The sequence below is a fragment of the Pseudomonas sp. 02C 26 genome, assembly GCF_002843585.1.
GTDB lineage: Bacteria > Pseudomonadota > Gammaproteobacteria > Pseudomonadales > Pseudomonadaceae > Aquipseudomonas > Aquipseudomonas shirazensis.
Genome location: NZ_CP025262.1, coordinates 1578060 through 1600992, shown reverse-complemented (window position 1 = coordinate 1600992; position 22933 = coordinate 1578060). Strand labels below are relative to the sequence as shown.

Genomic DNA, 22933 nt, shown 5'->3' with positions numbered 1-22933 from the left:
AGTTCTGGCTGGGCGACCCAGCGCTACAGCAGCGGTGTCGTCGCCAACACCACCAGCGGCATCGCCAGCGCCGCCAGCAGCGTCTGCCCGGCGATGATCGCCGCCATCAGTGGCGCATCACCGCCCAACTGCCTGGCCATGATGTAGGCGGACGACGCGGTGGGTAAGGTCTGGAACAGCACCGCCGCCAGCGCCGCCTCGCCTTCAAGGCCGAACAAGCGGCAGATCAACACCGTCACCAAGGGCATTGCCACGAACTTGATCACTGACGAAGTGCCGATCGGCTTGAGCCAGCCGCGCACACTGCGCAGGTGCAGCGCCGCCCCGATGCACAGCAGGCCCAACGGCAGCGACGCCTGCCCCAGCGCCTGCAGTGCCGGAGCCAGGCCCGGCGGGATGGCAAGCCCGCTGCCCCGTACCAGCATGCCCAGCCCACAGGCCAGCAGCAGCGGGTTGAGCGCCAGTTGCTTGAGCACGCTGGCCAAGGTCGGGCGGCTGCCCGCGCCATATCGGGCAAACACCAACACGCAGAGGATATTCACCGTTGGCACGATCGCAGCATTGGCGATGGCAGCCAAGGCGATGCCATGGGCGCCGAAAATCCCCGCCGCAGCGGTCACCCCGACATAATTGTTGAAGCGCACACCACCCTGGAACAGCGAGGTAAATGCCGGGTCATCGGCCGGGAACAACCGCCGCGCCAAGACCATCACCGCAGCCACGGCCACCGTCGACACCACCAGCACGCTGACCATCGCCTGCACCGGCAGGTCGCCCAGCTGTGCGGTTGCCAGACTATGGAAGAACAGTGCCGGCAGCAGCACGTAATAACCGAGCTTTTCGGCATACGGCCAGAACGCTTCGCCGACGAAGTTCGCGTGGCGCAGCCAGAGCCCAAGCATGATCAGCAAGGCAATCGGCACCAAGGCGAGAATGAGCGCGCTGGTCATTGGCCAGCCGCCGGCAAAATTGACAACGTTCGCCGCAACACAGAAACCTCCTCCATAACAACAGCCCGGGACTATAAACTGAATAACCAACAACGCGCGGCGATTTATTATTCCGAGGATACAAAACAATAGATGCCCTTGCCTCCATTACTCGGGCCACGGCAGAACTGATCAACTGGTCAAGTTAATAACGGTGGCGCGTAGCACGCGATTCATCATTCCCTGGCAAACGTTTGCTACCATGCGCGCGACCCCGCACTTGAGCGGCGTGCTTGTCATCTGCACCGGCCATGATGCGCAGTAAACCGCGAGTGGCGTGGTCCATGATTATTAGTGCGCGCAACAACGCAACTCCATCAGTGGAACTGGCCAACGTGAAGAACACATCAATTCAAGCGAGCAGGCGTTGGATGGCTCGCAAGTTCCCTGACACGTCGCAGTGGCCACGCATCCAATTGCTCCTTCGCTTCAGCGGCGTCGCCTGCATTTTGCACGGCACGTTATGGGGCGTTTATTACGCGACCCATGCCATGTTGCTGCTGGCAGTGTTGCTGTTCACGGTGGTGCTGTCTGGTCTGGCCTGCCTGTACCTGGCGACTCAGCCGACACAGCGCGCGCTGCCGGCCTTGGCCCATTGCCTGCTGATCGCTACCGTGATTGCCAGCCTTGCCGACTCGGCGACGGCCGACACATCACGCTCGGCCAACCTGTTTCTGATCCCTATCGGCGTGGCCGCCTTTCTGCTGTTTCGCAACAGTGGCATCTACCTGCGCTGGGTGTTTCCGTGCCTATGTTTCGCAGGCCTGGTGTTCTTCGCCAACAGCCCATTGACCTTTAGCCGGCTGGAATTGCTGCCATCAGACATCAGCCAGTTCGGGCATGCCCTGAACAGCATCACCGCCATGGCCCTGACCCTGGGCGTGCTGGCGATATTCCGCGATGAGCAGAAATTCAAGGTCGAACTGCACAGTGCGCTGGCACGGGCACTGGCCCGCCGCGAGCTGTGCACTTACCTGCAGCCACAAGTCTGCGCACAAGGGCGGGTGATCGGCGCCGAGGCCCTGCTGCGCTGGGACCGCCCCGGACACGGCATTCAGTCGCCCGCCGAATTCATTCCCGTTGCAGAGCAAAGCGGCCTGATCCACGACATCGGCCTGATGGTGCTGGAACAAGCCTGTCGCCAGCTAAGTGAGTGGTCCGAGCACCGCGATGCACAGCACTGGAAGTTGTCGGTAAACGTCAGTCCGCTTCAACTGACTTCGTCAACCTTTGTTGAAGAAGTTCGAGAGATAGTTCACAAATTTAATATTCCTGCCAATCGACTTCGCCTGGAAATAACCGAGTCGGTATTTGCCAGTGATCTGGTGGCAACCGTGATGAAAATGGAAGCACTGCGCAGCGACGGCATATCGTGGTCACTGGATGACTTCGGCACGGGGTTTTCTTCATTGGCCCTGCTGCGCGAACTGCCGCTGGATGAGTTGAAAATCGATCGCTCATTTATCGCCGGTATCGAGAGTGACAAGGGCAAATATGAACTGATCAGAAAGATCATTGAAATTGCCGAGATACTGAACATATCGACGGTTGCCGAAGGCGTTGAGACCGAGGCCCAGTTCGATTGCCTGCAAGCGATGGGCTGCACTGCCTTCCAGGGTTTTTACTTCGGCCGGCCGATGATCGCGGCGCAGTTCATCGGCAAATACGCGGCCAGCTAAGCGCAAACCGCGGCATGGCTTACTGGCCCGATTCACCTTGGACAGGCACAGTGCCCAGTGAAAGCAGCCGGCTGATGCGGCTGGTTGCAAGCTTCATGTGATCAACCAATGCCGCTACATCGCAATCCTGCTTGCGGTACTGCGGAATGGTGGCCGAGAGCGACCCTGCCACCTGGCCGTCGACAAAGAACGGCACGCCGATACCAAAGGCGCCGAGGACTCGCTCGCCGTCCCCCTGCGACCAGCCGCGTTCGCGAATGGCGAGCAAATCCGCCTGCAGCGCCGAATGCGAGACGATGGTGGCCTCGGTGAATCTGTTCAGGGTCAGGCCGTCAGCGAACTCGGGGGCCAGGTGCGCCAATACAGCCTTGCCCGCAGCACCGGCATACAGCGGTACTTCGACACCGGTTTCGAGTTTGTACTGGATGGGCTTCCAACCCTGAGCCACTTCGATGAATTGCGCCGTGCTGGAGCACGCATCGAAGCTGAGAAAGGCCACGGTTTCGCCGGTCTGCTTGACCAACGCCTCAACGATCGCTCGGCACAGTTTTGCCACAGGCAAGCGGTTGTCGCCGAGCACCGCCGCCCACTGGTACAGGCGCGCCGCAGGGTATAGCGCCTGGCCGCTGGCAAAGACCAGGCTGGCCTGTGCAGCAGACTCGACGATCTTGCGCGCCGTGGCGCTGTTGCACTGCAGCTCGGCGGCAATCCCCGCCTTGCAGGGGTAGCCGTCGGGTACCGCACAGAGGATTTGCAGCAATACCTCCAGCCGAGCCGCAGTGGCGCTGTCCTCGTCGCAACCCCGCACCTGCGGACAGGCTCGCGCGGTGACGGGCAATCCCTCGAGGTGGTTCAAGACCTGTTCGACTTTGCGCAACGCCGCACTGGCGCTGCTGCCACCGCCAGCGCCCAGGTCGTGCAGCGATACCGTCACCAGCAGCCCTTGCGGCAAGCACCGGGTGGCCAGGGCCACCGCTGCGGGGAACTCGGATTCGGCCATCGCCTGCCCGTTGTCGGCTGGCACCGGCAGCTGTTGCTGGTCAGGCTGCGCGCCGCTGTTCAGATGATCAGCGAACGCTCGGCCGATATCGCCAAAACCCAGCGGATAGATCGCGCCAAGCTGCGGCCTGAAGGCCAAGGTGGCCGCTGCCTCGCCGCAACACAGCACGAAGTAGCCGTCACAGTGCGGGACATACACCGAGAGCAAGGCTGACTGCTTGGCATCGCCGGCCAGCTCATCGAGCAGCTTCCCGGCCGCATTCCACACGGCGCTGTGCGCACTCACCGCCTGCATCAGCACCCGCAAGCGTGGCCCGACCCGATACTTGCCCGCACCATCTTCCGCTGCAAGGTCACGCTCGACCAGTGCCGCCAGGATCCGATTGATAGTGCTGCGGCTCTCGGCGAGCTCGCTGGCCAGCTCCCTGACACCCCACGGCTCACCCTCCGCTCGTCTGACCAGTGCGTCCAGTACCTCGATCAAACGACCGTGGCTGGAGGTGGCGGCAACCGCGTGGCTGGCCGCGGGTTCAGGGCGTGGGTTAGGCATTTCAGAGGCTTGGCATGCTGCTACGGGAGCCCATTCTGTGCTCAAGGCCACAACCAAAGCAATTAGCCCGCCTGTTGACAACCAGGCTGAGCACGAGGATGCTTGAAAAAAACAAAACAGGACACTGTCCCATTTTTTAAAATGGCCGTGACCAAAACGCTGGAGTGACCTATGAATAACAACAATACGTTGACCGAGCCCGTCGCCATGTCCGAGCCTGTCGCCGAGCGCAAGACCAAGGCGAAGAAAGCCACCGCCGCCGCCGTGTTCGGCACCTTCGTCGAGTATTACGACTTCAGTATCTACGGTTATCTGGCGGCCACCCTGGCGCTGGTGTTCTTTCCGTCCGATGACCCCACCACCGGCCTGCTCAACACATTTCTGGTATTCGGCTCGGCGTTCCTCGTGCGCCCGCTCGGCGCCGTCGCGTTCGGCTGGCTGGGTGACAAGGTGGGCCGCCGCACCAGCCTGATTGCCAGCATCACCTTGATGGGCATCGCCGCGACCTTGATCGGCCTGCTACCCGGTTATGCGCAGATTGGCGTGTGGGCGCCGATTCTGCTGGTGGCGCTGCGCATGCTTCAGGGCTTTTCCGCCGGCGGCGAAATCGGTGGCGCAGCGAGCTACATTCGCGAGTGGGCACCGGCCAATCGGCGTTCGCTGTACATCTCCTTCCTGCCCTCGATCGCCCAGTTCGGCAAGGGCCTGGCAGCGGCCATCGCTGGCCTGGCCGCAGCCTGGCTGACCGACCCGCAGATGGCCGACTGGGGCTGGCGCGTGCCGTTCCTGCTCGCTTTGCCGCTGGGCATCATCGGCCTGTGGATGCGCCTGGGCATTGAAGACAGCCCTGAGTTCGAGTCGAACAAGACCGCTGACGCCGAGCCGAAAAGCGCGCCCTTCGCCGAGCTGGTGCGCGATTACATGCGCCCGCTGACCAAGGTCATGATGATCTCGCTGGTGCAGAACATCGGCACTTACATCGGCACGGTATTCATCGCCGCCTACTTCAGCTCGATCCTCGGCTACTCAAAAGGTCAGGCCTCGACCATCGTCCTGGTGGCGGTGAGTTTTGCCGCGCTGATGATTCCCCTGGCCGGTCACCTCGGCTCGATCATCGGCAGCAAGGCCGTTCTGCGCCTGGCCTATCTCGGCTACGCCACCCTGTCGATCCCCTCCTTCATGCTGATGCAGCAAGGCCAGGTGAGCCTGGCCATGGTCGGCCTGGCCCTGGGCATGGTGCCGTACGCGCTGTGCCTGGCCGGCACCTACTCGGTGATGCCGGAGTTCTTCCCGACCCACGTTCGCCACACCGGTGTCGCCTTCGGCCACAGCGTCGGCGCGGTGATCGGTGGCGGCATCGGGCCGTTCATGGCGACCTGGCTGATCGGCGCCAGCGGCAACCAGTCGGCACCCGCTTTCATCCTCTGCGGCGCTGGCGTGCTGGGCCTGATCGTGCTCAGCACCGTGCGCAACAACGCTGCCGCCGACGCCAATCGCCATCAATTTTCCTGAGTACAGACCATGCCTCTGATCTACGTCACCAGCCCCATTCACCCGCGCGTGCTCGCCGGCCTTGCTGACCTTGGCGAGGTGCGTCTGGGCTATGGCGCCAACGCCGTCAGCTATGACGAAATCCACAACCAGGTCGACGCGGTGTTTCTGCGTGGTGGTCATGTCAGCGCCGAGATGATCGCTGCCTCGCCGAAACTGCGCATCGTCGCCCGCCATGGCGCAGGCTACGACAACGTTGATTACCAGGCCGCCGCGCAACATGGCGTGTGGGTCACCAACACTCCCGGGGCCAATCAGCGCAGTGTCATCGAACATGTCTTCGCCTTGCTGCTGTCGCTGTGCCGCAAACTGGCAATGGCCAGCGAGCAGACGCGTAATCGCAACTGGGCGCAGGACCGCCTGGCACTGACCGGCATCGAGCTCGAAGGGCGCACCCTGGGCCTGGTCGGCTTTGGCAACATCGGCGCAAGCGTTGCGCCCGTGGCCGAGGCCTTTGGCCTGAAGGTGATCTTCACCGACCCGGCAATCGCACCAGGCACCGATCCGCGCTGGGTCGACCTCGACACCCTGCTGGCCACTGCCGATGTGATCAGCCTGCATGTACCGCTGCTACCCACCACCCGCAACCTGATCGGTGCCAAGCAGTTCGCCCGGATGAAAGACGGCGCGCTGCTGATCAACACCAGCCGGGGTGGCGTGGTCGATGAGCAGGCCATGGTCGCTGCGCTGAACAGCGGCAAGCTGGCCGGCGCGGGGGTGGATGTGCTCGACGCGGAGAATCTCGACATGATCAACCCTTTCAACCACCCCACGCCGGCCATCGCCGAAACGCCAAACCTGATCGTCACCGCGCATGTGGCCGGGCAGACCGACGAATCGTTGATGCGGGTTGGCATGAGCGCCCTGCAGGCGATTGCCGCCGTGCTCCAGGGGCAAGCCCCGGCGCACCCGGTCAACCAACCTGTGGCGAAGTCGTTCGACTGAGCGCCGGCGAATCTGGAGGTTTCATATGTTCATCAACGTGTCCGACGACTCGATCAGCGTCAATAGCCAGTGGCAACGGGCAGACTTGGCGCTGATTGGCGAGATCGCCCGTTACCCGGTCGCCCTGATCGGTGACGTTCTGCAGCGCATGGGCATGATGGCTTCGGCCATCCGCCATACCGCTGGCAAGCCGAGTTTTTTCGGCACCATCCTGCCGCTCAATACTCGCGAGGGTGACAACCTGGCGATCCACCGAGCTCTCGACGAAGCGCAGCCCGGCGATGTGCTGGTGATCAATGGCAACAGCGAGGTCAACCGCTCGGTGTTCGGCGATCTGCTTGGCGAGATCTGCCTGGCCCGGCAAGTGGCGGCGGTGGTCATCGACGGCGCCGTGCGCGATGTGGCAGAACTCGACAGCATGGGTTTGCCGGTCTATGCCCGCGCGGTCAACCCCGCAGGGCCGTCGAAATGGGGCCCGGGCCAGGTCGGCATCGCCGTGGCGTGCGGCAATGTCGTGTGCCATCCGGGCGATGCGATAATTGGCGACCGCGACGGCATCATCGTCATCCCGCGCAGCCGTCTCGCCTCGCTGGCCGAGCAGGTGAAGCTGCAGGACGGTTACGAGAACAGCTTTCGCGACAAGGTGCGGGCAAGCGTGCGCTGAGCGCCGGTCGGGTAGCAGCCTAGGCACTGCTGCCCGACATTTCCCCTCTGCGATGCTCATCACCCCGGTTGCCCCCAGACCAGCTCCCTCGTCCCTTGCGCAAACAGCCTGCCTTGAGCCTCGCTCCGGGCCGGTGCTACCATGCCCGATCCCTCCTAGAGGCGCCCTTTCCGAGGAAGATCCCTGCAATGAGCACCATTCGCGAGCGCAACAAGGAACTGATCCTGCGCGCGGCCAGCGAGGAATTCGCCGACAAGGGCTTCGCCGCCACCAAAACCAGCGACATTGCGGCCAAGGCGGGTTTGCCCAAGCCGAACGTCTACTACTACTTCAAATCCAAGGACAACCTCTACCGCGAGGTGCTCGAGAGCATCATCGCGCCGATCATGCAGGCATCGACGCCGTTCAATGCCGACGGTGATCCGAAAGAAGTGCTGAGTGCCTACATCCGCTCGAAGATCCGCATCTCGCGTGATCTACCCCATGCCTCGAAGGTGTTCGCCAGCGAGATCATGCACGGCGCGCCGCACCTTTCGCCGAGCCAGGTCGAGCAGCTCAACGAGCAGGCCCGGCACAATATCGAGTGCATCCAGCGCTGGATTGAGCGCAAACAGATCGCCCCGGTCGATGCCCATCACCTGATGTTCAGCATATGGGCGGCGACCCAGACCTACGCCGACTTCGATTGGCAGATCGCCGCCGTCACCGGCAAGGCCAAGCTCGCCGACAGTGATTACGAGGCCGCTGCGCAAACGATCATTCGGCTCGTGCTCAAGGGCTGTGAGCCAGAGCTGGCTTGAGCTGAGTCAGAAAGGGCCGCAGCGCGGCCCTGGGTGCAGTGATCAGGCCGCGACACCGGCATCTGCGGTCAGGCCCGCCGCTTCGATGGCGCTGATTGCGCACTGTTCATCGATATCCGAAGTATCGCCGCTGATCCCCACCGCACCCAGCACCCTGCCCTGCTGATCGCGAATCAGCACGCCCCCTGGCGCCGGCACCACCGGCCGCTCGCCCAAACCATTCAATGCGGCAAAAAACGCCGGTCGCTGCTGCGCATCCAACGCCAGCAGACGCGAGCCCTTGCCCAGGGCAATTGCACCCCAGGCCTTGCCAGTCGCTACCTGCGGGCGCAGCAGGCTGGCGCCGTCTTCACGCTGCAAGGTCAGCAGATGCCCGCCGGCATCCAGCACCGCCACGGTCAGCGGCGCAGCGTTGATCTTGCGGCCTGCGGCCAGCGCGGCGTTCACCAGGCTGACAGCGACTTTGAGGGTCAAAGTGGTCATGGAAAGGTCCTCTTCTTGTTGTGAGAAGCCCTGAGGGCAGTTGAAATCCAATGGCATAAATAGAACACAACTACGATTATCTTTGTATACAATATTTTTAGGCGATCGTGCACGATCAGACGAAACGCCGTTTTCACGGGCATTCCGACCGAAGCGTTTGCTGCCGACGAAAATGGATTGACCTAGGCCACCGAGCGTGAATACACTCTGGCCAAGAGCAAGTTGTATACAATTACAAAATCGATGAGGCACAACCCATGAGCAAAATGAGAGCAATCGATGCAGCCGTTCTGGTCATGCGCCGGGAAGGTGTAGATACCGCATTCGGCATCCCAGGGGCCGCTATCAACCCGCTGTACTCGGCCCTGAAGAAAGTCGGTGGCATCGATCACGTCCTCGCTCGCCACGTCGAAGGTGCCTCGCACATGGCCGAGGGTTACACCCGCGCCAACCCGGGCAACATCGGCGTGTGCATCGGCACTTCCGGCCCAGCCGGTACCGACATGGTCACTGGTCTGTACAGCGCCGCCGCCGACTCCATCCCGATCCTGTGCATTACCGGCCAGGCGCCGCGTGCACGTCTGCACAAAGAAGACTTCCAGGCCGTCGACATCACCAGCATCGTCAAGCCGGTGACCAAGTGGGCAACCACCGTGCTCGAGCCAGGCCAGGTCCCTTACGCATTCCAGAAGGCTTTCTTTGAGATGCGCAGCGGCCGTCCAGGCCCGGTGTTGATCGACCTGCCGTTCGACGTGCAGATGGCCGAGATCGAATTCGACATCGACGCCTACGAGCCACTGCAGATCAACAAGCCAGGCGCTACCCGCGTGCAAGCGGAAAAAGCCCTGGCCATGCTCAATGACGCCGAGCGCCCATTGCTGGTGGCCGGTGGCGGCATCATCAATGCCGACGCCAGCGACAAGCTGGTCGAGTTCGCCGAACTGACCGGCGTGCCGGTCATCCCGACCCTGATGGGCTGGGGCACCATCCCGGACGATCACCCGCTAATGGTGGGCATGGTCGGCCTGCAGACCTCGCACCGCTACGGCAACGCGACCCTGCTCAAATCGGACATGGTGTTCGGTATCGGTAACCGCTGGGCCAACCGCCACACCGGTTCTGTCGATGTCTACACCGAAGGCCGCAGCTTCGTTCACGTCGACATCGAACCGACCCAGATCGGCCGCGTGTTCACCCCGGACCTGGGTATTGTTTCCGATGCTGGCAAGGCGCTGGATATGTTCCTGGAAGTGGCCCGCGAGTGGAAAGCCGCCGGCAAGCTCAAGGACCGCAGTGCCTGGTTGGAAGACTGCCAGCAGCGCAAGGCCAGCCTGCAGCGCAAGACCCACTTCGACAACGTGCCGGTCAAGCCGCAGCGCGTCTATGAAGAGATGAACAAGGTATTTGGCAAGGACACCTGCTACATCAGCACCATCGGTCTGTCGCAGATCGCTGGCGCGCAGCTCCTGCACGTGTACAAGCCGCGTCACTGGATCAACTGCGGCCAGGCCGGCCCGCTCGGCTGGACCATCCCGGCGGCCCTCGGTGTGGTCAAGGCCGACCCGCAACGCAAGGTCGTCGCGCTGTCTGGTGACTACGACTTCCAGTTCATGATCGAAGAGCTGGCCGTTGGCGCGCAGTTCAATCTGCCCTACGTCCACGTGCTGGTGAACAACGCCTACCTCGGCCTGATCCGTCAGTCTCAGCGTGGCTTCGAGATGGACTACTGTGTACAACTGGCGTTCGAGAACATCAACTCGACCGAAGCCGGCAGCTACGGCGTCGATCACGTTGCAGTCGTCGAAGGTTTGGGTTGCAAGGCCCTGCGCGTATTCGAGCCAGGCGAAATCGCCCCTGCCCTGCTCAAGGCGCAGAAGATGGCCGAAGAGTTCCGCGTACCGGTCGTGGTTGAAATCATTCTCGAGCGCGTCACCAACATTTCCATGGGCACCGAAATCAACGCGGTCAACGAGTTCGAAGACCTCGCCCTGGTGGGCAACGACGCCCCTACCGCTATTTCGCTGCTCGACTGATTGCCTGACGCCCCCGCGCCGGTTGTGCCGGGGGCTTTCATTTGCAAGGAGATCACCATGCCTCGCTTCGCTGCCAACCTGTCCATGCTGTTTACCGAGCAGGACTTTCTGGCCCGCTTCAAGGCCGCCGCCGACGCTGGCTTCAGCGGTGTCGAATACCTCTTCCCGTACGATTTCAGCGCCGCTGAAATCAAGGCGCAACTGGACGCCAATGGCCTGACCCAGGTGTTGTTCAACCTTCCTGCGGGCGATTGGTCGAAAGGTGAGCGCGGGATTGCCTGCCACCCCGACCGCGTCGAAGAATTCCGCGCCGGTGTCGACAAGGCCATCGCCTATGCCAAGGAGCTGGGCAATACCCAGATCAACTGCCTGGCGGGCATTCGCCCACAGGGTCTGGAATGCGCCACCGTGCGCAAGACCTTTGTCGACAACCTCAAGTTTGCCGCCGACAAGTTGCAGGCCGCCGGGATCCGTCTGGTCATGGAAATGATCAACACCCGCGACATCCCTGGCTTCTACCTGAACACCACGCAGCAAGCGCTGGACATCCAGACCGAGGTCGCCAGCGCCAACCTGTTCCTGCAGTACGACATCTACCACATGCAGATCATGGAAGGTGACCTGGCCCGCACCATCGAAGCCAACCTGCCGCGCATCAACCACATCCAGCTGGCCGACAACCCTGGCCGCAACGAACCCGGCACCGGTGAGATCAACTACCGCTTCCTGTTCGAGCACCTGGACCGCATTGGCTACAAGGGCTGGGTTGGCGCCGAGTACAAGCCGCTGACCACCACTGAAGCGGGCCTGGGCTGGCTGAAGACGCACAACGCGATCTGATCGGGCTGCGCCTGGTTCATCGAGATTCGACAATTACAAAAGAGGGTATCTCTCATGGCTAAAATCGGTTTTATCGGCACTGGCATCATGGGCAAGCCCATGGCCCAAAACCTGCAAAAAGCAGGTCACAGCCTGTTCGTTTCGACCCATCACGACGCAGCACCGGCTGACCTGATCGCCGCTGGCGCGGTGGCCCTGGCCAATCCAAAGGAAGTGGCTCAGGAAGCTGAATTCATCATCGTCATGGTCCCGGATACCCCGCAGGTCGAAGCTGTCCTGTTCGGTGAAAACGGCGTTGCCGAAGGTGTTGGCCCGAACAAGATCGTCATCGACATGAGCTCGATCTCGCCAACCGCGACCAAAGCCTTTGCCGAGAAGATCAAAGCCACTGGCGCGGCCTATCTGGACGCCCCGGTGTCCGGCGGCGAAGTCGGCGCCAAGGCGGCCACCCTGAGCATCATGGTCGGTGGTTGCCCGAAAGCCTTCGAGCGCACCCTGCCGCTGTTCGAGCTGATGGGCAAGAACATCACCCGCGTCGGCGGTAACGGTGACGGCCAGACCGCCAAGGTCGCCAACCAGATCATCGTCGCGCTGAACATCCAGGCAGTTGGCGAGGCGCTGCTGTTCGCCGCCAAGAACGGCGCGGACCCAGCCAAGGTGCGTGAAGCACTGATGGGCGGTTTCGCTTCGTCGAAGATTCTTGAAGTGCATGCCGAGCGCATGATCAAAGGCACCTTCGATCCAGGCTTCCGCATCAACCTGCACCAGAAGGACCTGAACCTGGCCCTGCAAGGCGCCAAGGAGCTGGGCATCAACCTGCCGAACACCTCCAACGCGCAGCAAGTGTTCAGCACTTGCGTAGCACTGGGTGGCGGCAACTGGGACCACTCGGCATTGATCAAGGGCCTGGAGCACATGGCCAATTTCTCGATCCGCGACGAGAAGTGATTTGAATTGATTTGAATCCGGGGGCTTGCGACGCAGCCCCCAGGGGTCTCTGACCCGCAACCGAGCAACACCCGCCCCTGGTTCAGCCTGCACGGAGGTCGTTCCGGGGGCGTTTTTTTATTACGCATAACAACAAGAATTTTGGGAGCCTGCCATGTCGGTCGATCCGCAACAATTTCTGCGCGAGCTGTTCGACACAGCCATCGCCGCCGCCCACCCAAGCCAGGTCCTCGAAGCCTACCTGCCCGCCGACCGTAGCGGCCGGGTCATCGTTATCGGCGCCGGCAAGGCCGCCGCAGCCATGGCCGAAGTGGTCGAAAAAACCTGGCAAGGTGAAGTCTCCGGGCTGGTCGTGACCCGCTATGGGCACGGCGCCAGCTGCCAGAAAATCGAAGTGGTCGAAGCTGCCCATCCTGTTCCCGATGCCGCCGGCCTGGCCGTGGCCAAGCGCGTGCTGGAGCTGGTCAGCGACCTCACTGAAAGCGACCGGGTGATCTGTCTGCTGTCTGGCGGCGGCTCTGCCCTGCTCGCCCTGCCAGCCGCAGGCCTGTCCCTGGCCGACAAGCAACAGATCAACAAGGCCCTGCTCAAGTCGGGCGCGACCATCGGCGAGATGAACTGCGTGCGCAAGCACCTCTCGGCGATCAAGGGCGGCCGCCTGGCCAAGGCCTGCTGGCCGGCCACGCTGTACACCTATGCCATTTCCGATGTGCCCGGCGACCTCGCCACCGTGATCGCCTCCGGCCCGACGGTGGCCGATCCGAGCACCTCGGCGCAAGCGCTGGCGATCCTCAAACGCTACAACATCGAAGCGCCGCAAGCGGTCATCGACTGGCTCAACAACCCGGCTTCGGAAACCGTCAAAGCCGACGACCCGGCCCTGGCCCGCAGCCACTTCCAATTGATCGCCAAGCCCCAGCAGTCGCTGGAGGCGGCAGCCGTGAAAGCCCGCCAGGCCGGCTTCAGCCCGCTGATCCTCGGTGACCTTGAAGGCGAGTCGCGCGAGGTGGCCAAGGTGCATGCCGGCATCGCTCGGCAAATCGTCCAGCACGGCCAGCCGCTGAAGGCGCCCTGCGTGATTCTCTCCGGCGGTGAAACGACCGTGACCGTGCGCGGCAATGGCCGTGGCGGGCGCAACGCGGAGTTTTTGCTCAGCCTCACCGAAAACCTCAAAGGCCTGCCGGGCGTGTATGCCCTGGCCGGCGACACCGACGGCATCGATGGCTCGGAAGACAATGCCGGCGCCAGCATGACCCCGGCCAGCTATGCCCGCGCCGCTGCCCTGGGGCTTTCGGCCAGCGATGAGCTGGACAACAACAATGGCTATGGCTACTTCGCCGCGCTCGACGCCCTGATCGTCACCGAGCCGACCCGTACCAACGTCAACGACTTCCGCGCCATTCTGATTCTCGAGACTGCCCAATCATGACGCCTGATAAAAAAGTCAAAATCCTCGCCACCCTCGGCCCTGCCATCAACGGCATCGACGATGTACGCCAGCTGGTCGCAGCCGGGGTGAATATCTTTCGCCTCAACTTCAGCCACGGCGAGCACGCCGACCACGCCCTGCGCTATCAGTGGATCCGCGAAGTCGAGCAACAGCTGAACTACCCGCTGGGCATCCTCATGGACCTGCAAGGGCCCAAGCTGCGCGTCGGTCGCTTTGCCGAAGGCAAGGTCCAGCTGCAGCGTGGCCAGGCCCTGCGCCTGGACCTGGACAGCACCCCGGGCGACAGCCACCGGGTCAACCTGCCGCACCCGGAAATCATCGCTGCATTGCAGCCTGGCATGGACTTGCTGCTCGACGATGGCAAGCTGCGCCTGCGCGTGACCGCCAAGCATGACGACGCCATCGATACCGAAGTGCTGGCCGGCGGCGAGCTGTCCGACCGCAAGGGTGTCAACGTACCGCAGGCGGTGCTCGAGTTGAGCCCGCTGACCGAGAAAGACCGCCGTGACCTGGCCTTCGGCCTGGAGCTTGGGGTGGACTGGGTGGCGCTGTCGTTCGTGCAGCGCCCTGAGGACATCATCGAAGCGCGCGAGCTGATCGGCGACCGCGCTTACCTCATGGCCAAGATCGAGAAGCCGTCGGCGGTCGACCAGCTGCAGGCCATCGCCGAGCTGTCCGACGCAATCATGGTTGCCCGTGGCGATCTGGGCGTGGAAGTCCCCGCCGAGAGCGTGCCGCAGATCCAGAAGCACATCATCAACACCTGCCGCCAGCTCGGCCGCCCGGTGGTGGTGGCAACGCAGATGCTCGAATCGATGCGCTTCTCGCCTGCGCCAACCCGCGCCGAAGTCACCGACGTCGCCAACGCGGTCGCCGAAGGCGCCGATGCGGTGATGCTGTCGGCGGAAACCGCCTCCGGTGACTATCCGCTGGAAGCCGTACAGATGATGAGCAAGATCATCCGCCAGGTGGAAAACGGCCCGGATTACCAGGCACAGCTCGACGTTGGCCGGCCAAAAGCCGAGGCCACCACCTCGGATGCGATCAGCTGTGCAATCCGCCGTATCAGCGGCATTCTGCCGGTGGCGGTGCTGGTCAACTACAGCGAGTCCGGGGCCTCGACCCTGCGCGCCGCCCGCGAACGGCCACGGGCACCGATTCTCAACCTGACGCCAAATCTGGTGACGGCGCGCCGCCTGAGCGTGACCTGGGGCGTGCACTCTGTGGTCAACGACCGCCTGCGCCAGGTCGACGAAATCTGCTCGACCGCACTGGAAATCGCCCAGGCGCAAGGCATGGCCAGCATCGGCGATACGCTGCTGATCACCGCCGGGGTGCCGTTTGGCAAGCCGGGCACGACCAACACGCTGCGCATCGAGACTTTGATCTAGGACCGTATTGGACTGTTTGCAGCCTTCGCGGGCAAGCCCGCTCCCACACAAAACCCTGTGGGAGCGGGTTCACCCGCGAAGGCCGCAGAGCGGCCCAAAAGACCAACCGCGGAACCGAGGCCCAAAGAGGCCCACCGCCAACTTCAACCTACTGACTGCCCATGTACACACAAAATTTCGTCACCCCGTGCCCCGACTGGGCCACGGCGCTTCTCAACGGCTTCAGCCAGGTATTGCTGCAGCGTAGCCCGCTGTGCGGCCTGTGTTGTTTGCTCGCCATCCTCCTGACCGCCCCGCAGTTGGTCGGTGGTGCCCTGCTGGGCGCGCTGGCAGGGTTGCTCACGGCGCAGCGGCGCGGCTACGACCGGGCTGATCGCCAGGCCGGCCTGTACAGCTACAACGGCGTCCTGATCGGCATCCTGTTCAGCGCAGTGTTGCCATGGTCAGTGATTCTGCCGCCGCTGATCATCGCCGCCAGTGGCCTGTCGAGCATCCTCGTCCATCAATGGCGCAAACGCGGCGCCTGCCTGCTGCCGGCCTATACCGCACCGTTCGTCCTGCTCGGCTGGGCCGCGCTGCTGGCTGCGCAGCCGTCTGCCGCCGGCACAGCGGTCACTGCCGAGCCTCTGCAGGCACTGGCGCGTGGCCTGGGCCAGGTGTTTCTGCTGGAGCAGCCGCTGGCGGGGCTGCTGATTGCCATCGGTTTGTTCCTGTCCAATCGCAGCGCTGCACTCTGGGCTTTGTTCGGCTCAGGCCTGGGCGCCTGCGTTGCGCTGCTCATGGGCGATGTCCACAGCGCCGGGATGGGCTTGCTCGGTTTCAATGCCGCGCTGGCGGCACTGGCCTTTTGCGGCCAACGCGAACGGCCGTGGTTGCCGCTGCTGGCGATCATCCTGGCCATCGCCTTGCAACCGCTGTTCAACCTGCTGCCGGTGGCCGCCTTGACCGCGCCGTTTGTGGCCGCCTGCTGGTTGCTGCACCTGAGCAGCCGCCTGCCGCGCGGGCTGGCGGGCGGTAAGCCACGCCGCTTGCACAGCTGAGGGGCAAGCCCTAGGCTCTGCCCATTGCATAATGGAACGCACCCCATGAACTCCCCGGCGAGCCTGCGCGAGCGGCTCTACATTCTGGTTTTTCAATCCGACACCACCGCTGGCAGACGCTTCGACAAGACCCTGCTGCTGATCATTCTGGCCAGCCTGGTGGTGGTGATCCTCGACAGTATCGATGAGGTTCACCAGAACTATTCAGGCCTGCTCGCCGCCATCGAGTGGGGCTTTACGGCGATCTTTCTCGCTGAATACCTGACCCGCCTGTACTGCTCGCCCAAGCCGCTGCGCTATGCCTTCAGCTTCTACGGCCTGGTCGATCTGCTGGCCATCGTGCCGGGCATCATCGCCTTGTATTACAGCGACGCCCAGTACCTGCTGATCATCCGCGTGATCCGCATGCTGCGGATCTTCCGCGTGCTCAAGCTGGGCCCGTACCTCAAGCAGGCCAACTACCTGATGAGCGCGCTGCGCGGCAGCAAGCAGAAGATCATCGTGTTTCTGGTCAGCGTATCGACTCTGGTGACCGTGTTCGGCACCTTGATGTACGTGGTCGAAGGGCCCGAGCATGGCTTCACCAGCATCCCCAAAGGCATCTACTGGGCGATCGTCACCCTGACCACCGTGGGCTTTGGCGATATCGTGCCGAAGACGCCGCTGGGCCAGGTGCTGTCGTCACTGGTAATGATCACCGGTTACTCGATCATCGCCGTGCCCACCGGGATTTTCACTGCCGAACTGGCTAATGCCATGCGTGGCGAACAGTTGCGGCATGACTGCCCAAACTGCCACAAGGGCACGCATGGCCACGATGCGGCATTCTGCTCGCGCTGTGGTCACGCACTGTTCAGCAAGCGCGACTGATCCTGCGCCAGCGCCTCGCGTGTCAGCGCCAGCAGCAGGTCGTTGCGTGCTGCCTGGCGCTCGCCGTGGACTACCCCGACCCTGGCCAGGTACTCGGCCTCGGGTACCGATTCGGCGCTCTCCAGCAATGCTTGCATGCGCTCGTGAAATGGCGCATCGGCCGCCTCCAGGCGTACTGCCTGCGTGCGTTGCAGATGCTCCTGCCAGAATTCGCGCTGAGCCAGCGAGACGGCAATCTGCTCATCTGTCTCGTTAGCCTGCACCCGCGCTCGCGCCGCCTCGACGCGTTCAGGCCCCACTCCGGCGACTGCGGTAAACAGCATACTCCCAGGTTGGGCGGGCAGATCGAGTGCATCACGCAATGCCACGCGATAGGCCAGGCCAACTTCGATCTCATCCGGATCGGCGCCTGCGGCGCGGCGAGCTTGAATGTCTTCCACAACGATGCGATCGACCTCATCCAACCGCCAGAGTTGTCGGCCCAGGTGGAGCAAGGCGCCCTGCTGATCGCCACTCCCGGCCTCGATACGCGCACGCCAGACCAGCATGCTCAGTTCCAGGTTGCTGAAGCACAACGCCACGCTGTCCTGGCAAGTGAGGTGCTGGTTGACCTGATGAAACAACATCTCTCGCAGGCTGGCGTGCTCTTGCATGGTCTGCAGCATGATGAACACCCGCTCCGCCAGTGCTTCGCCGTTCTGCCTGAACTCTGCGGTGTCCAGCAAGCGGCCCAGCATCCGGAAGAAGTCGTCGCCACCGGGCTCCATCTCCAGCGCCTCCCAGCACGCCGACAATTCGTCACGTGCCAGCACGTTGGCACTGTCCAGCCAGCGCTGACGCAAGAAAGTGGTCCCCGGTTGCGCTTCCATGTCCAGGTGTGGCATCGACGTTTGCAGGGCATTAAGGGCGTGATCATTCAACGGGTTGCCCCAGAGCATGAGCATGCGCCGGCTCCATACCGGTGCCCGATAATAGCTTGCAGGCAATGTGGCGATACGGTTGTCGCGCAAGTCGGCTTGCAGCAGGTCGGGGCAACGCAGTATCCCGGGCGGCAACTCCGTCTGGCCGGTATTGCGCAAATACAGCCGTCGCAGCCGAGGCAGTGCGTGCAGAGAAAAACCGCGGCCCAATGGGTTGAACGACAGATTGAGGTACTCCAGGGATTCGCAATGGGCCAGGATGCCCGCCTGTTCCGGGTCGAGCACGATGCGGTTGTTGAACAGGTCCAGCTCGTTCAGGCTGGGCATCTGCGCGATCGCCGCCGGCACTTGGCTCAGGCGATTGCCACTGAGCTCAAGGATACGAAGCTCTGGAAAAGCGCCCAGGAATGCCACAGGAATATCCTCTAGCTGCATCCCCAGCAACGCCAGTTCAAAAATATGAGAAAACCTGACTTGGGTGGGCAGCTCAGGCAACTGGCCGGGCATGGCAGCGAACATGGCAAAGCGGAAACTCTGCGGCGCCTGGATATCGTTCACCCCCGCAGTGATCCGCCGCTGCCAGCAGTCGATCAGGCAACGCCGGAAATAACGGCGCTCTTCTCGCAGGCCACGTGATGTTGCCTGACGCTCCCACTGCTGCAGCCGTTCACGCAACGCCGCAAGCTCGTTGCCCAGCCGGGTGATTTCCCCATGGACATCGCTGCCTGAGGTGCGCTGGCCCTCAATCCAGGCCAGTACCTGCTCGTCGGAAAAGCCTGGATACAAATTGCGCACTGAGGCAAACAACCCTTGTGGAGGCCTTCCACGCCGCCCGCTCAGCGGGTAGCCCAGACGGCCATCGAGCTGGCGCTGCGGCAGGCGAAACCAGCCGCGCGAGGGTTGTTCACCCAACAGCTGAATAACCTCAGCGCGATGCGCTACGGCCTGGCGGCTGAGCAGTACACGCAAGTTGTGGGCGAATGGCTCCCCGACCCCCAACGTATCGCGCAGATGGTCGTCATAGGCAGAGGCCATGACCTCAAACAGCTCGCCAGCCAGGCCCAGCGGCTGGCCTGCGCCATCCAGGCGGCGAAACTGGCCATCTTCATGGCGGATCGCACATTCAGGGCCGCGTTCCCCGGTAACCAGCAAGGGAGCACCGGCATCGCCATCGAACAAGGCCCAGCGCACGCCACCGCCCGCTGGCAAGTGCCTGAGCATGGAAAGCGCCACCCGGGCAAGGTCCAACTGCTGCTCCACCTCAAGGTAGAACGCCTCGAACACCCTGACCTGACGAATCCGCCGGACATGCACCTGCGCCGCCTCAGCAAGCCTCAACGCCACGCGCCCGTTGTCGACCAGTCGCTGGCGGTCTGCCAAGGGAGCAGTGCGCCACAAAGCGCGTGCCGCAGATTCATGCAGGCTTGGAAAGAGTCGACGCAATACTGCGGTTTCTGCACTCGATGGAGGCTGGGTAGCCGCGTAGGCCTGCTGGAAGAGCAACCGACGGCGAGCGGCGGCCAGCTCGGCCAACGCCTGATCGGCCAGCCCCTGGCCACCAGGCAATGCGCGTGCTTGCTCCAAGAGTGCAGCATCATCGAACGGCTGCCCGGCGCGTAAACGCTCGATCAGCACACTGATACGTCGGTCCAGTAAATAGCGTTCGGCGCTGTCGAGTAGCACAGCGTCGGGTGGCCGGCCCTCGACATGCAGGGCGCGCAGGTAATCGGCCTGCAGATTGTGAACCATCAGAATCTGCTCGATCTGCTCGTCATCCAACTCATGCAGGCGTCCACCAAGCCGGCGAAACAGTCGGTAGGTGTCGTCCCACTGTGCCGGCTGCTCGAACCACAGGCGCCACGCCCCAGCACCGTTGTGGCTCAGCTGCGGGCCATACCCGCCACGCGGTCGTAGCTGCCACTCACCCTGTGCGCCATGCTGCAGCACGGGATAGCAGTGGCCGTCCATTTCGACCCAGGCGCGGCCATCGAGCCGATGCACGCCCTCTTCATCCACTTGCGCCTGCAGGGGTGGCACGCTGCGGTAATCGGCCAATACCGGACGGCACAGCCGGGTACTACCGTCTTCCAGTTGCTCAGGCAGCAAGCTGTCCACCATCTGCGACCGCCGCCAGGTACGCAGTGCCACCCCCACACCGACGGCAGTGGCGCCCATCACGGCAAGGTCGGTAGCGACATGGGTCAAGTGATCGAGCGCCGCGCTGGTGTCGCCTTCATGCCAGGCCTCGACGCCATGGAACACTTCCTTGAGCAAGCCCCATGCAGTAAATGCCAGCAAACCTGAGCCAATCACCGGAATGAACAGGCCAGCCAGGTTCAGCAGCGCCCAGCCCTCTGCGGCCAGACGTCTGTCGTGCGCCTGCTGCACGGCCCGGTCGATGTTAGCGACAGGGGCGGCGATCATCGCCGCGTCATCCTTGATCTGCGCGATACGCGCCGCGCCCAGGGTTTCGAACAATGGCAGGCGTACGGCCTGCATGTGCTCACTGAGGTCGTAGTTGGCCCAATCCGCCAGATCAGCGTAAGCCGGGATGATCACAGAGAAAAATGCCTGGCTGTCCCGGCGCCGCACGAAGCGGCTGAAGAACCGCTGGTAGTCACGCGTGCGTAACCGCCGCCCCAGGTCATTGGCCAGCTGCCGCAGACTGCTGGCTGCACACCACGGCCCATGGGGATCATCCGGCACGTACGCCAGCAAACGCCGGGTGGTGTTGCGTACCCAGCCCTCATCGATGACATCCAGCAGCACTATCTGCTCCAGATTGCAGCCCAACAGACTCAGTTGCCTGGCCACCACCGGATCGCCTTGCAGGCGCGGCGGCGTGCCGTCGCGGCATAACCCCACAATCATCTGCAGTTCGTCGTCGCCGAGTACCCCTTCCTGCCTGGCCTTATAGGCCTCCACCAGCATCTGCTGGAGTTGGGCGTTACCCAACAGCATCGCGACGCTTGCACCCTGGGCTGTCGGCGCCAGCAGCACGCTGTTCAGGTGAATCTGATATTGACCGCCCAGGTCAAGGCTGCGGCAAAGCTTGGCAAACGTCACGGCCGACGGCGGTTTGACAGCGCCTCCACGCGCACTGGTCAACCGGTTACCCCGCGGTTGACCGCCCTCCTCGGCTTGATCTTTGGTGAAATTGCGCAGCGCAGCTTCCAGCAGCGGCATGTCGTCATACACCAGTTCGGTAAGGTGCACGCCCACAGGCTGTGCGTTGATCACCGGTTCACGGTGGCCGACAATGAAGGACCAGAGATGCACATTGAAAGGCTCGCCATCGGGCCCTTCCAATGCCTGCTCCAGACGGCTTTTCGCAAAGCTGTCGACACCTTCCAGGCGTGCAAGCACTGCACTGATTTGGTGGCGCAAGACCAGGCTCTGACGCAACGCCTCACTCAGGTCCGGCAAGTGTTCGACGCGGGCTGCTCGCAGCCACTGTGGCAGACGTGCGGCAATCAGTTGATCCTGGAAGGCCTGTTCCAGGGCAAGTCCATCGGGCTGCTGGTCGGTTTGGTAAGTCATGGCTCGCTCCTCCTTCGGGAGGCGTGAGCTTAGGTATGGCACGGGAGTGAAAGTGGTTAGATACCTAACACCCGCCTGGAAGCGCGCATAAGCAAAGAGCTATTCGGTCTTTAATCGCCGCGAAGCGAACGGCTATAGTCAGTGGCACACTGCCAACCCTCTGAACCATAACAAGGAATGCTTCGTGAAAAAGCTATTCACCGCCTCGCTACTGGCTGCCGGCCTGGCGCTGGGCAACCTGGCCCAGGCCGCGCCGACGCTGCTCAACGTTTCCTATGACGTGATGCGTGACTTCTACAAAGACTACAACGCCGCTTTCCAGAAGCACTGGGAAGCCGAACACAAAGAGAAGATCAACCTGCAGATGTCCTTCGGCGGTTCGAGCAAGCAAGCGCGCTCGGTGATCGATGGCCTGCCGGCTGACGTCATCACCATGAACATGGCGACCGACATCAATGCCCTGGTCGACAACGGCAAGCTGGTCCCGGACAACTGGGTCACGCGCCTGCCAAACAACAGCGCGCCGTTCACCTCGGCCACCGTGTTCATCGTGCGCAAAGGCAACCCGAAAGCGCTGAAAGACTGGCCTGACCTGCTCAAGGACGGCGTCCAGGTGATCGTGCCCAACCCCAAGACCTCCGGTAACGGCCGTTACACCTACCTCTCGGCCTGGGGCTACGTGCTGAAAAACGGCGGCGACGAAAACAAGGCCAAGGACTTTGTCGGCAAGCTGTTCAAGCAGGCGCCAGTGCTCGATACCGGCGGCCGGGCGGCTACCACCACGTTCATGACCAACCAGATCGGCGACGTGCTGGTCACCTTTGAAAACGAAGCCGAAATGATCGCCCGCGAATTCGGTCGCGATCAGTTCGAAGTAGTCTACCCAAGCGTATCGGCCGAAGCCGAGCCGCCGGTCACCGTGGTTGACAAGGTGGTCGACAAGAAGGGCACCCGCGCCGCCGCCGAAGAATACCTGAAGTACCTGTGGTCGCCACAAGGCCAGGAAATCGCTGCCAACAACTACCTGCGCCCGCGTGATCCAGCGGTACTGGCCAAGTACACCGACCGCTTCCCGAAAGTCGACTTCCTCTCGGTAGAGAAGACCTTTGGTGACTGGCGCACGGTGCAGAAGACCCACTTCAACGACGGTGGCGTGTTCGACCAGATCTACACCGGCCAGTGATCGCCTGACGCTTGCCAGAGCAATCCGGGCCAGGCCATGGCCCGGATTGCATCGAACT

General features: G+C 62.7%; 17 protein-coding genes. 13 read left to right on the top strand and 4 right to left on the bottom strand.

Annotated features, from left to right (window positions below; genetic code table 11):
• Positions 1-23 precede the first annotated feature (23 nt).
• A complete protein-coding gene (locus CXQ80_RS07380) occupies positions 24-950 on the bottom strand; it encodes an AEC family transporter (protein ID WP_101317985.1) in 927 nt (308 codons plus the stop codon).
• A 410-nt stretch (positions 951-1360) separates the two neighbouring features.
• Between CXQ80_RS07380 and CXQ80_RS07375 the strand changes: the two genes are divergently transcribed.
• Positions 1361-2668, top strand: coding sequence for a bifunctional diguanylate cyclase/phosphodiesterase (locus tag CXQ80_RS07375; protein WP_218195362.1), 1308 nt, complete (start codon positions 1361-1363; stop codon positions 2666-2668).
• A gap of 19 nt (positions 2669-2687) precedes the next feature.
• Here the strand turns inward: CXQ80_RS07375 and CXQ80_RS07370 are convergent, their stop codons facing one another.
• Positions 2688-4217: an IclR family transcriptional regulator C-terminal domain-containing protein gene (locus CXQ80_RS07370; RefSeq protein WP_101317981.1), complete on the bottom strand. Its 1530-nt coding sequence runs from the start codon at positions 4215-4217 to the stop codon at positions 2688-2690.
• A gap of 171 nt (positions 4218-4388) precedes the next feature.
• Here CXQ80_RS07370 and CXQ80_RS07365 point away from each other — a divergent pair, with 171 nt between their 5' ends.
• The 4 genes from CXQ80_RS07365 (at position 4389) to CXQ80_RS07350 (ending at position 8177) form a co-directional block, all read left to right on the top strand.
• Positions 4389-5729: an MFS transporter gene (locus CXQ80_RS07365; RefSeq protein ID WP_101317979.1), complete on the top strand. Its 1341-nt coding sequence runs from the start codon at positions 4389-4391 to the stop codon at positions 5727-5729.
• A gap of 9 nt (positions 5730-5738) precedes the next feature.
• A complete protein-coding gene (locus tag CXQ80_RS07360) occupies positions 5739-6713 on the top strand; it encodes a hydroxyacid dehydrogenase (RefSeq protein WP_101317977.1) in 975 nt (324 codons plus the stop codon).
• Between the two features lie 25 nt (positions 6714-6738).
• Complete coding sequence (locus CXQ80_RS07355; RefSeq protein ID WP_101317975.1) at positions 6739-7377, top strand: RraA family protein; 639 nt, start codon at positions 6739-6741, stop codon at positions 7375-7377.
• A gap of 188 nt (positions 7378-7565) precedes the next feature.
• On the top strand, positions 7566-8177 hold the full coding sequence (locus tag CXQ80_RS07350) for a TetR/AcrR family transcriptional regulator (RefSeq protein WP_101317973.1): 612 nt from the start codon (positions 7566-7568) through the stop codon (positions 8175-8177).
• A 42-nt stretch (positions 8178-8219) separates the two neighbouring features.
• On the opposite strand, the gene CXQ80_RS07345 is transcribed toward CXQ80_RS07350, so the two are convergent.
• Positions 8220-8660, bottom strand: a complete 441-nt coding sequence (locus tag CXQ80_RS07345; RefSeq protein WP_101317970.1) for a heme-binding protein — start codon at positions 8658-8660, stop codon at positions 8220-8222.
• 257 nt (positions 8661-8917) lie between these two features.
• Here CXQ80_RS07345 and gcl point away from each other — a divergent pair, with 257 nt between their 5' ends.
• From gcl to CXQ80_RS07310, 7 genes are all read left to right on the top strand, one after another.
• A complete protein-coding gene (gcl, locus tag CXQ80_RS07340) occupies positions 8918-10693 on the top strand; it encodes a glyoxylate carboligase (RefSeq protein ID WP_101317968.1) in 1776 nt (591 codons plus the stop codon).
• Positions 10694-10750: 57 nt separating this feature from the next.
• Positions 10751-11533: a hydroxypyruvate isomerase gene (hyi, locus tag CXQ80_RS07335; protein WP_101317966.1), complete on the top strand. Its 783-nt coding sequence runs from the start codon at positions 10751-10753 to the stop codon at positions 11531-11533.
• Positions 11534-11587: 54 nt separating this feature from the next.
• The gene (locus CXQ80_RS07330) at positions 11588-12481 is read left to right on the top strand and encodes a 2-hydroxy-3-oxopropionate reductase (protein ID WP_101317964.1); all 894 of its coding nucleotides are present in this window, start codon (positions 11588-11590) and stop codon (positions 12479-12481) included.
• Between the two features lie 154 nt (positions 12482-12635).
• Positions 12636-13910 carry a glycerate kinase gene (locus CXQ80_RS07325; protein ID WP_101317962.1) on the top strand — a complete coding sequence of 425 codons (1275 nt, stop codon included), beginning with the start codon at positions 12636-12638 and terminating at the stop codon, positions 13908-13910.
• The gene (gene pyk, locus CXQ80_RS07320; RefSeq protein WP_101317960.1) at positions 13907-15322 is read left to right on the top strand and encodes a pyruvate kinase; all 1416 of its coding nucleotides are present in this window, start codon (positions 13907-13909) and stop codon (positions 15320-15322) included. The genes CXQ80_RS07325 and pyk overlap by 4 nt, the downstream gene beginning before the upstream one ends.
• 161 nt (positions 15323-15483) lie before the next feature.
• Complete coding sequence (locus CXQ80_RS07315) at positions 15484-16362, top strand: urea transporter (protein WP_101317958.1); 879 nt, start codon at positions 15484-15486, stop codon at positions 16360-16362.
• 45 nt (positions 16363-16407) lie between these two features.
• Positions 16408-17232 carry an ion transporter gene (locus CXQ80_RS07310; RefSeq protein ID WP_101317956.1) on the top strand — a complete coding sequence of 275 codons (825 nt, stop codon included), beginning with the start codon at positions 16408-16410 and terminating at the stop codon, positions 17230-17232.
• Here CXQ80_RS07310 and CXQ80_RS07305 read toward each other — a convergent pair.
• A complete protein-coding gene (locus CXQ80_RS07305) occupies positions 17205-21692 on the bottom strand; it encodes an NEL-type E3 ubiquitin ligase domain-containing protein (protein ID WP_101317954.1) in 4488 nt (1495 codons plus the stop codon). The two genes, CXQ80_RS07310 and CXQ80_RS07305, sit on opposite strands and share 28 nt — an antisense overlap.
• 184 nt (positions 21693-21876) lie before the next feature.
• Between CXQ80_RS07305 and CXQ80_RS07300 the strand changes: the two genes are divergently transcribed.
• Positions 21877-22875: a sulfate ABC transporter substrate-binding protein gene (locus tag CXQ80_RS07300; RefSeq protein WP_101317952.1), complete on the top strand. Its 999-nt coding sequence runs from the start codon at positions 21877-21879 to the stop codon at positions 22873-22875.
• Positions 22876-22933 lie beyond the last annotated feature (58 nt).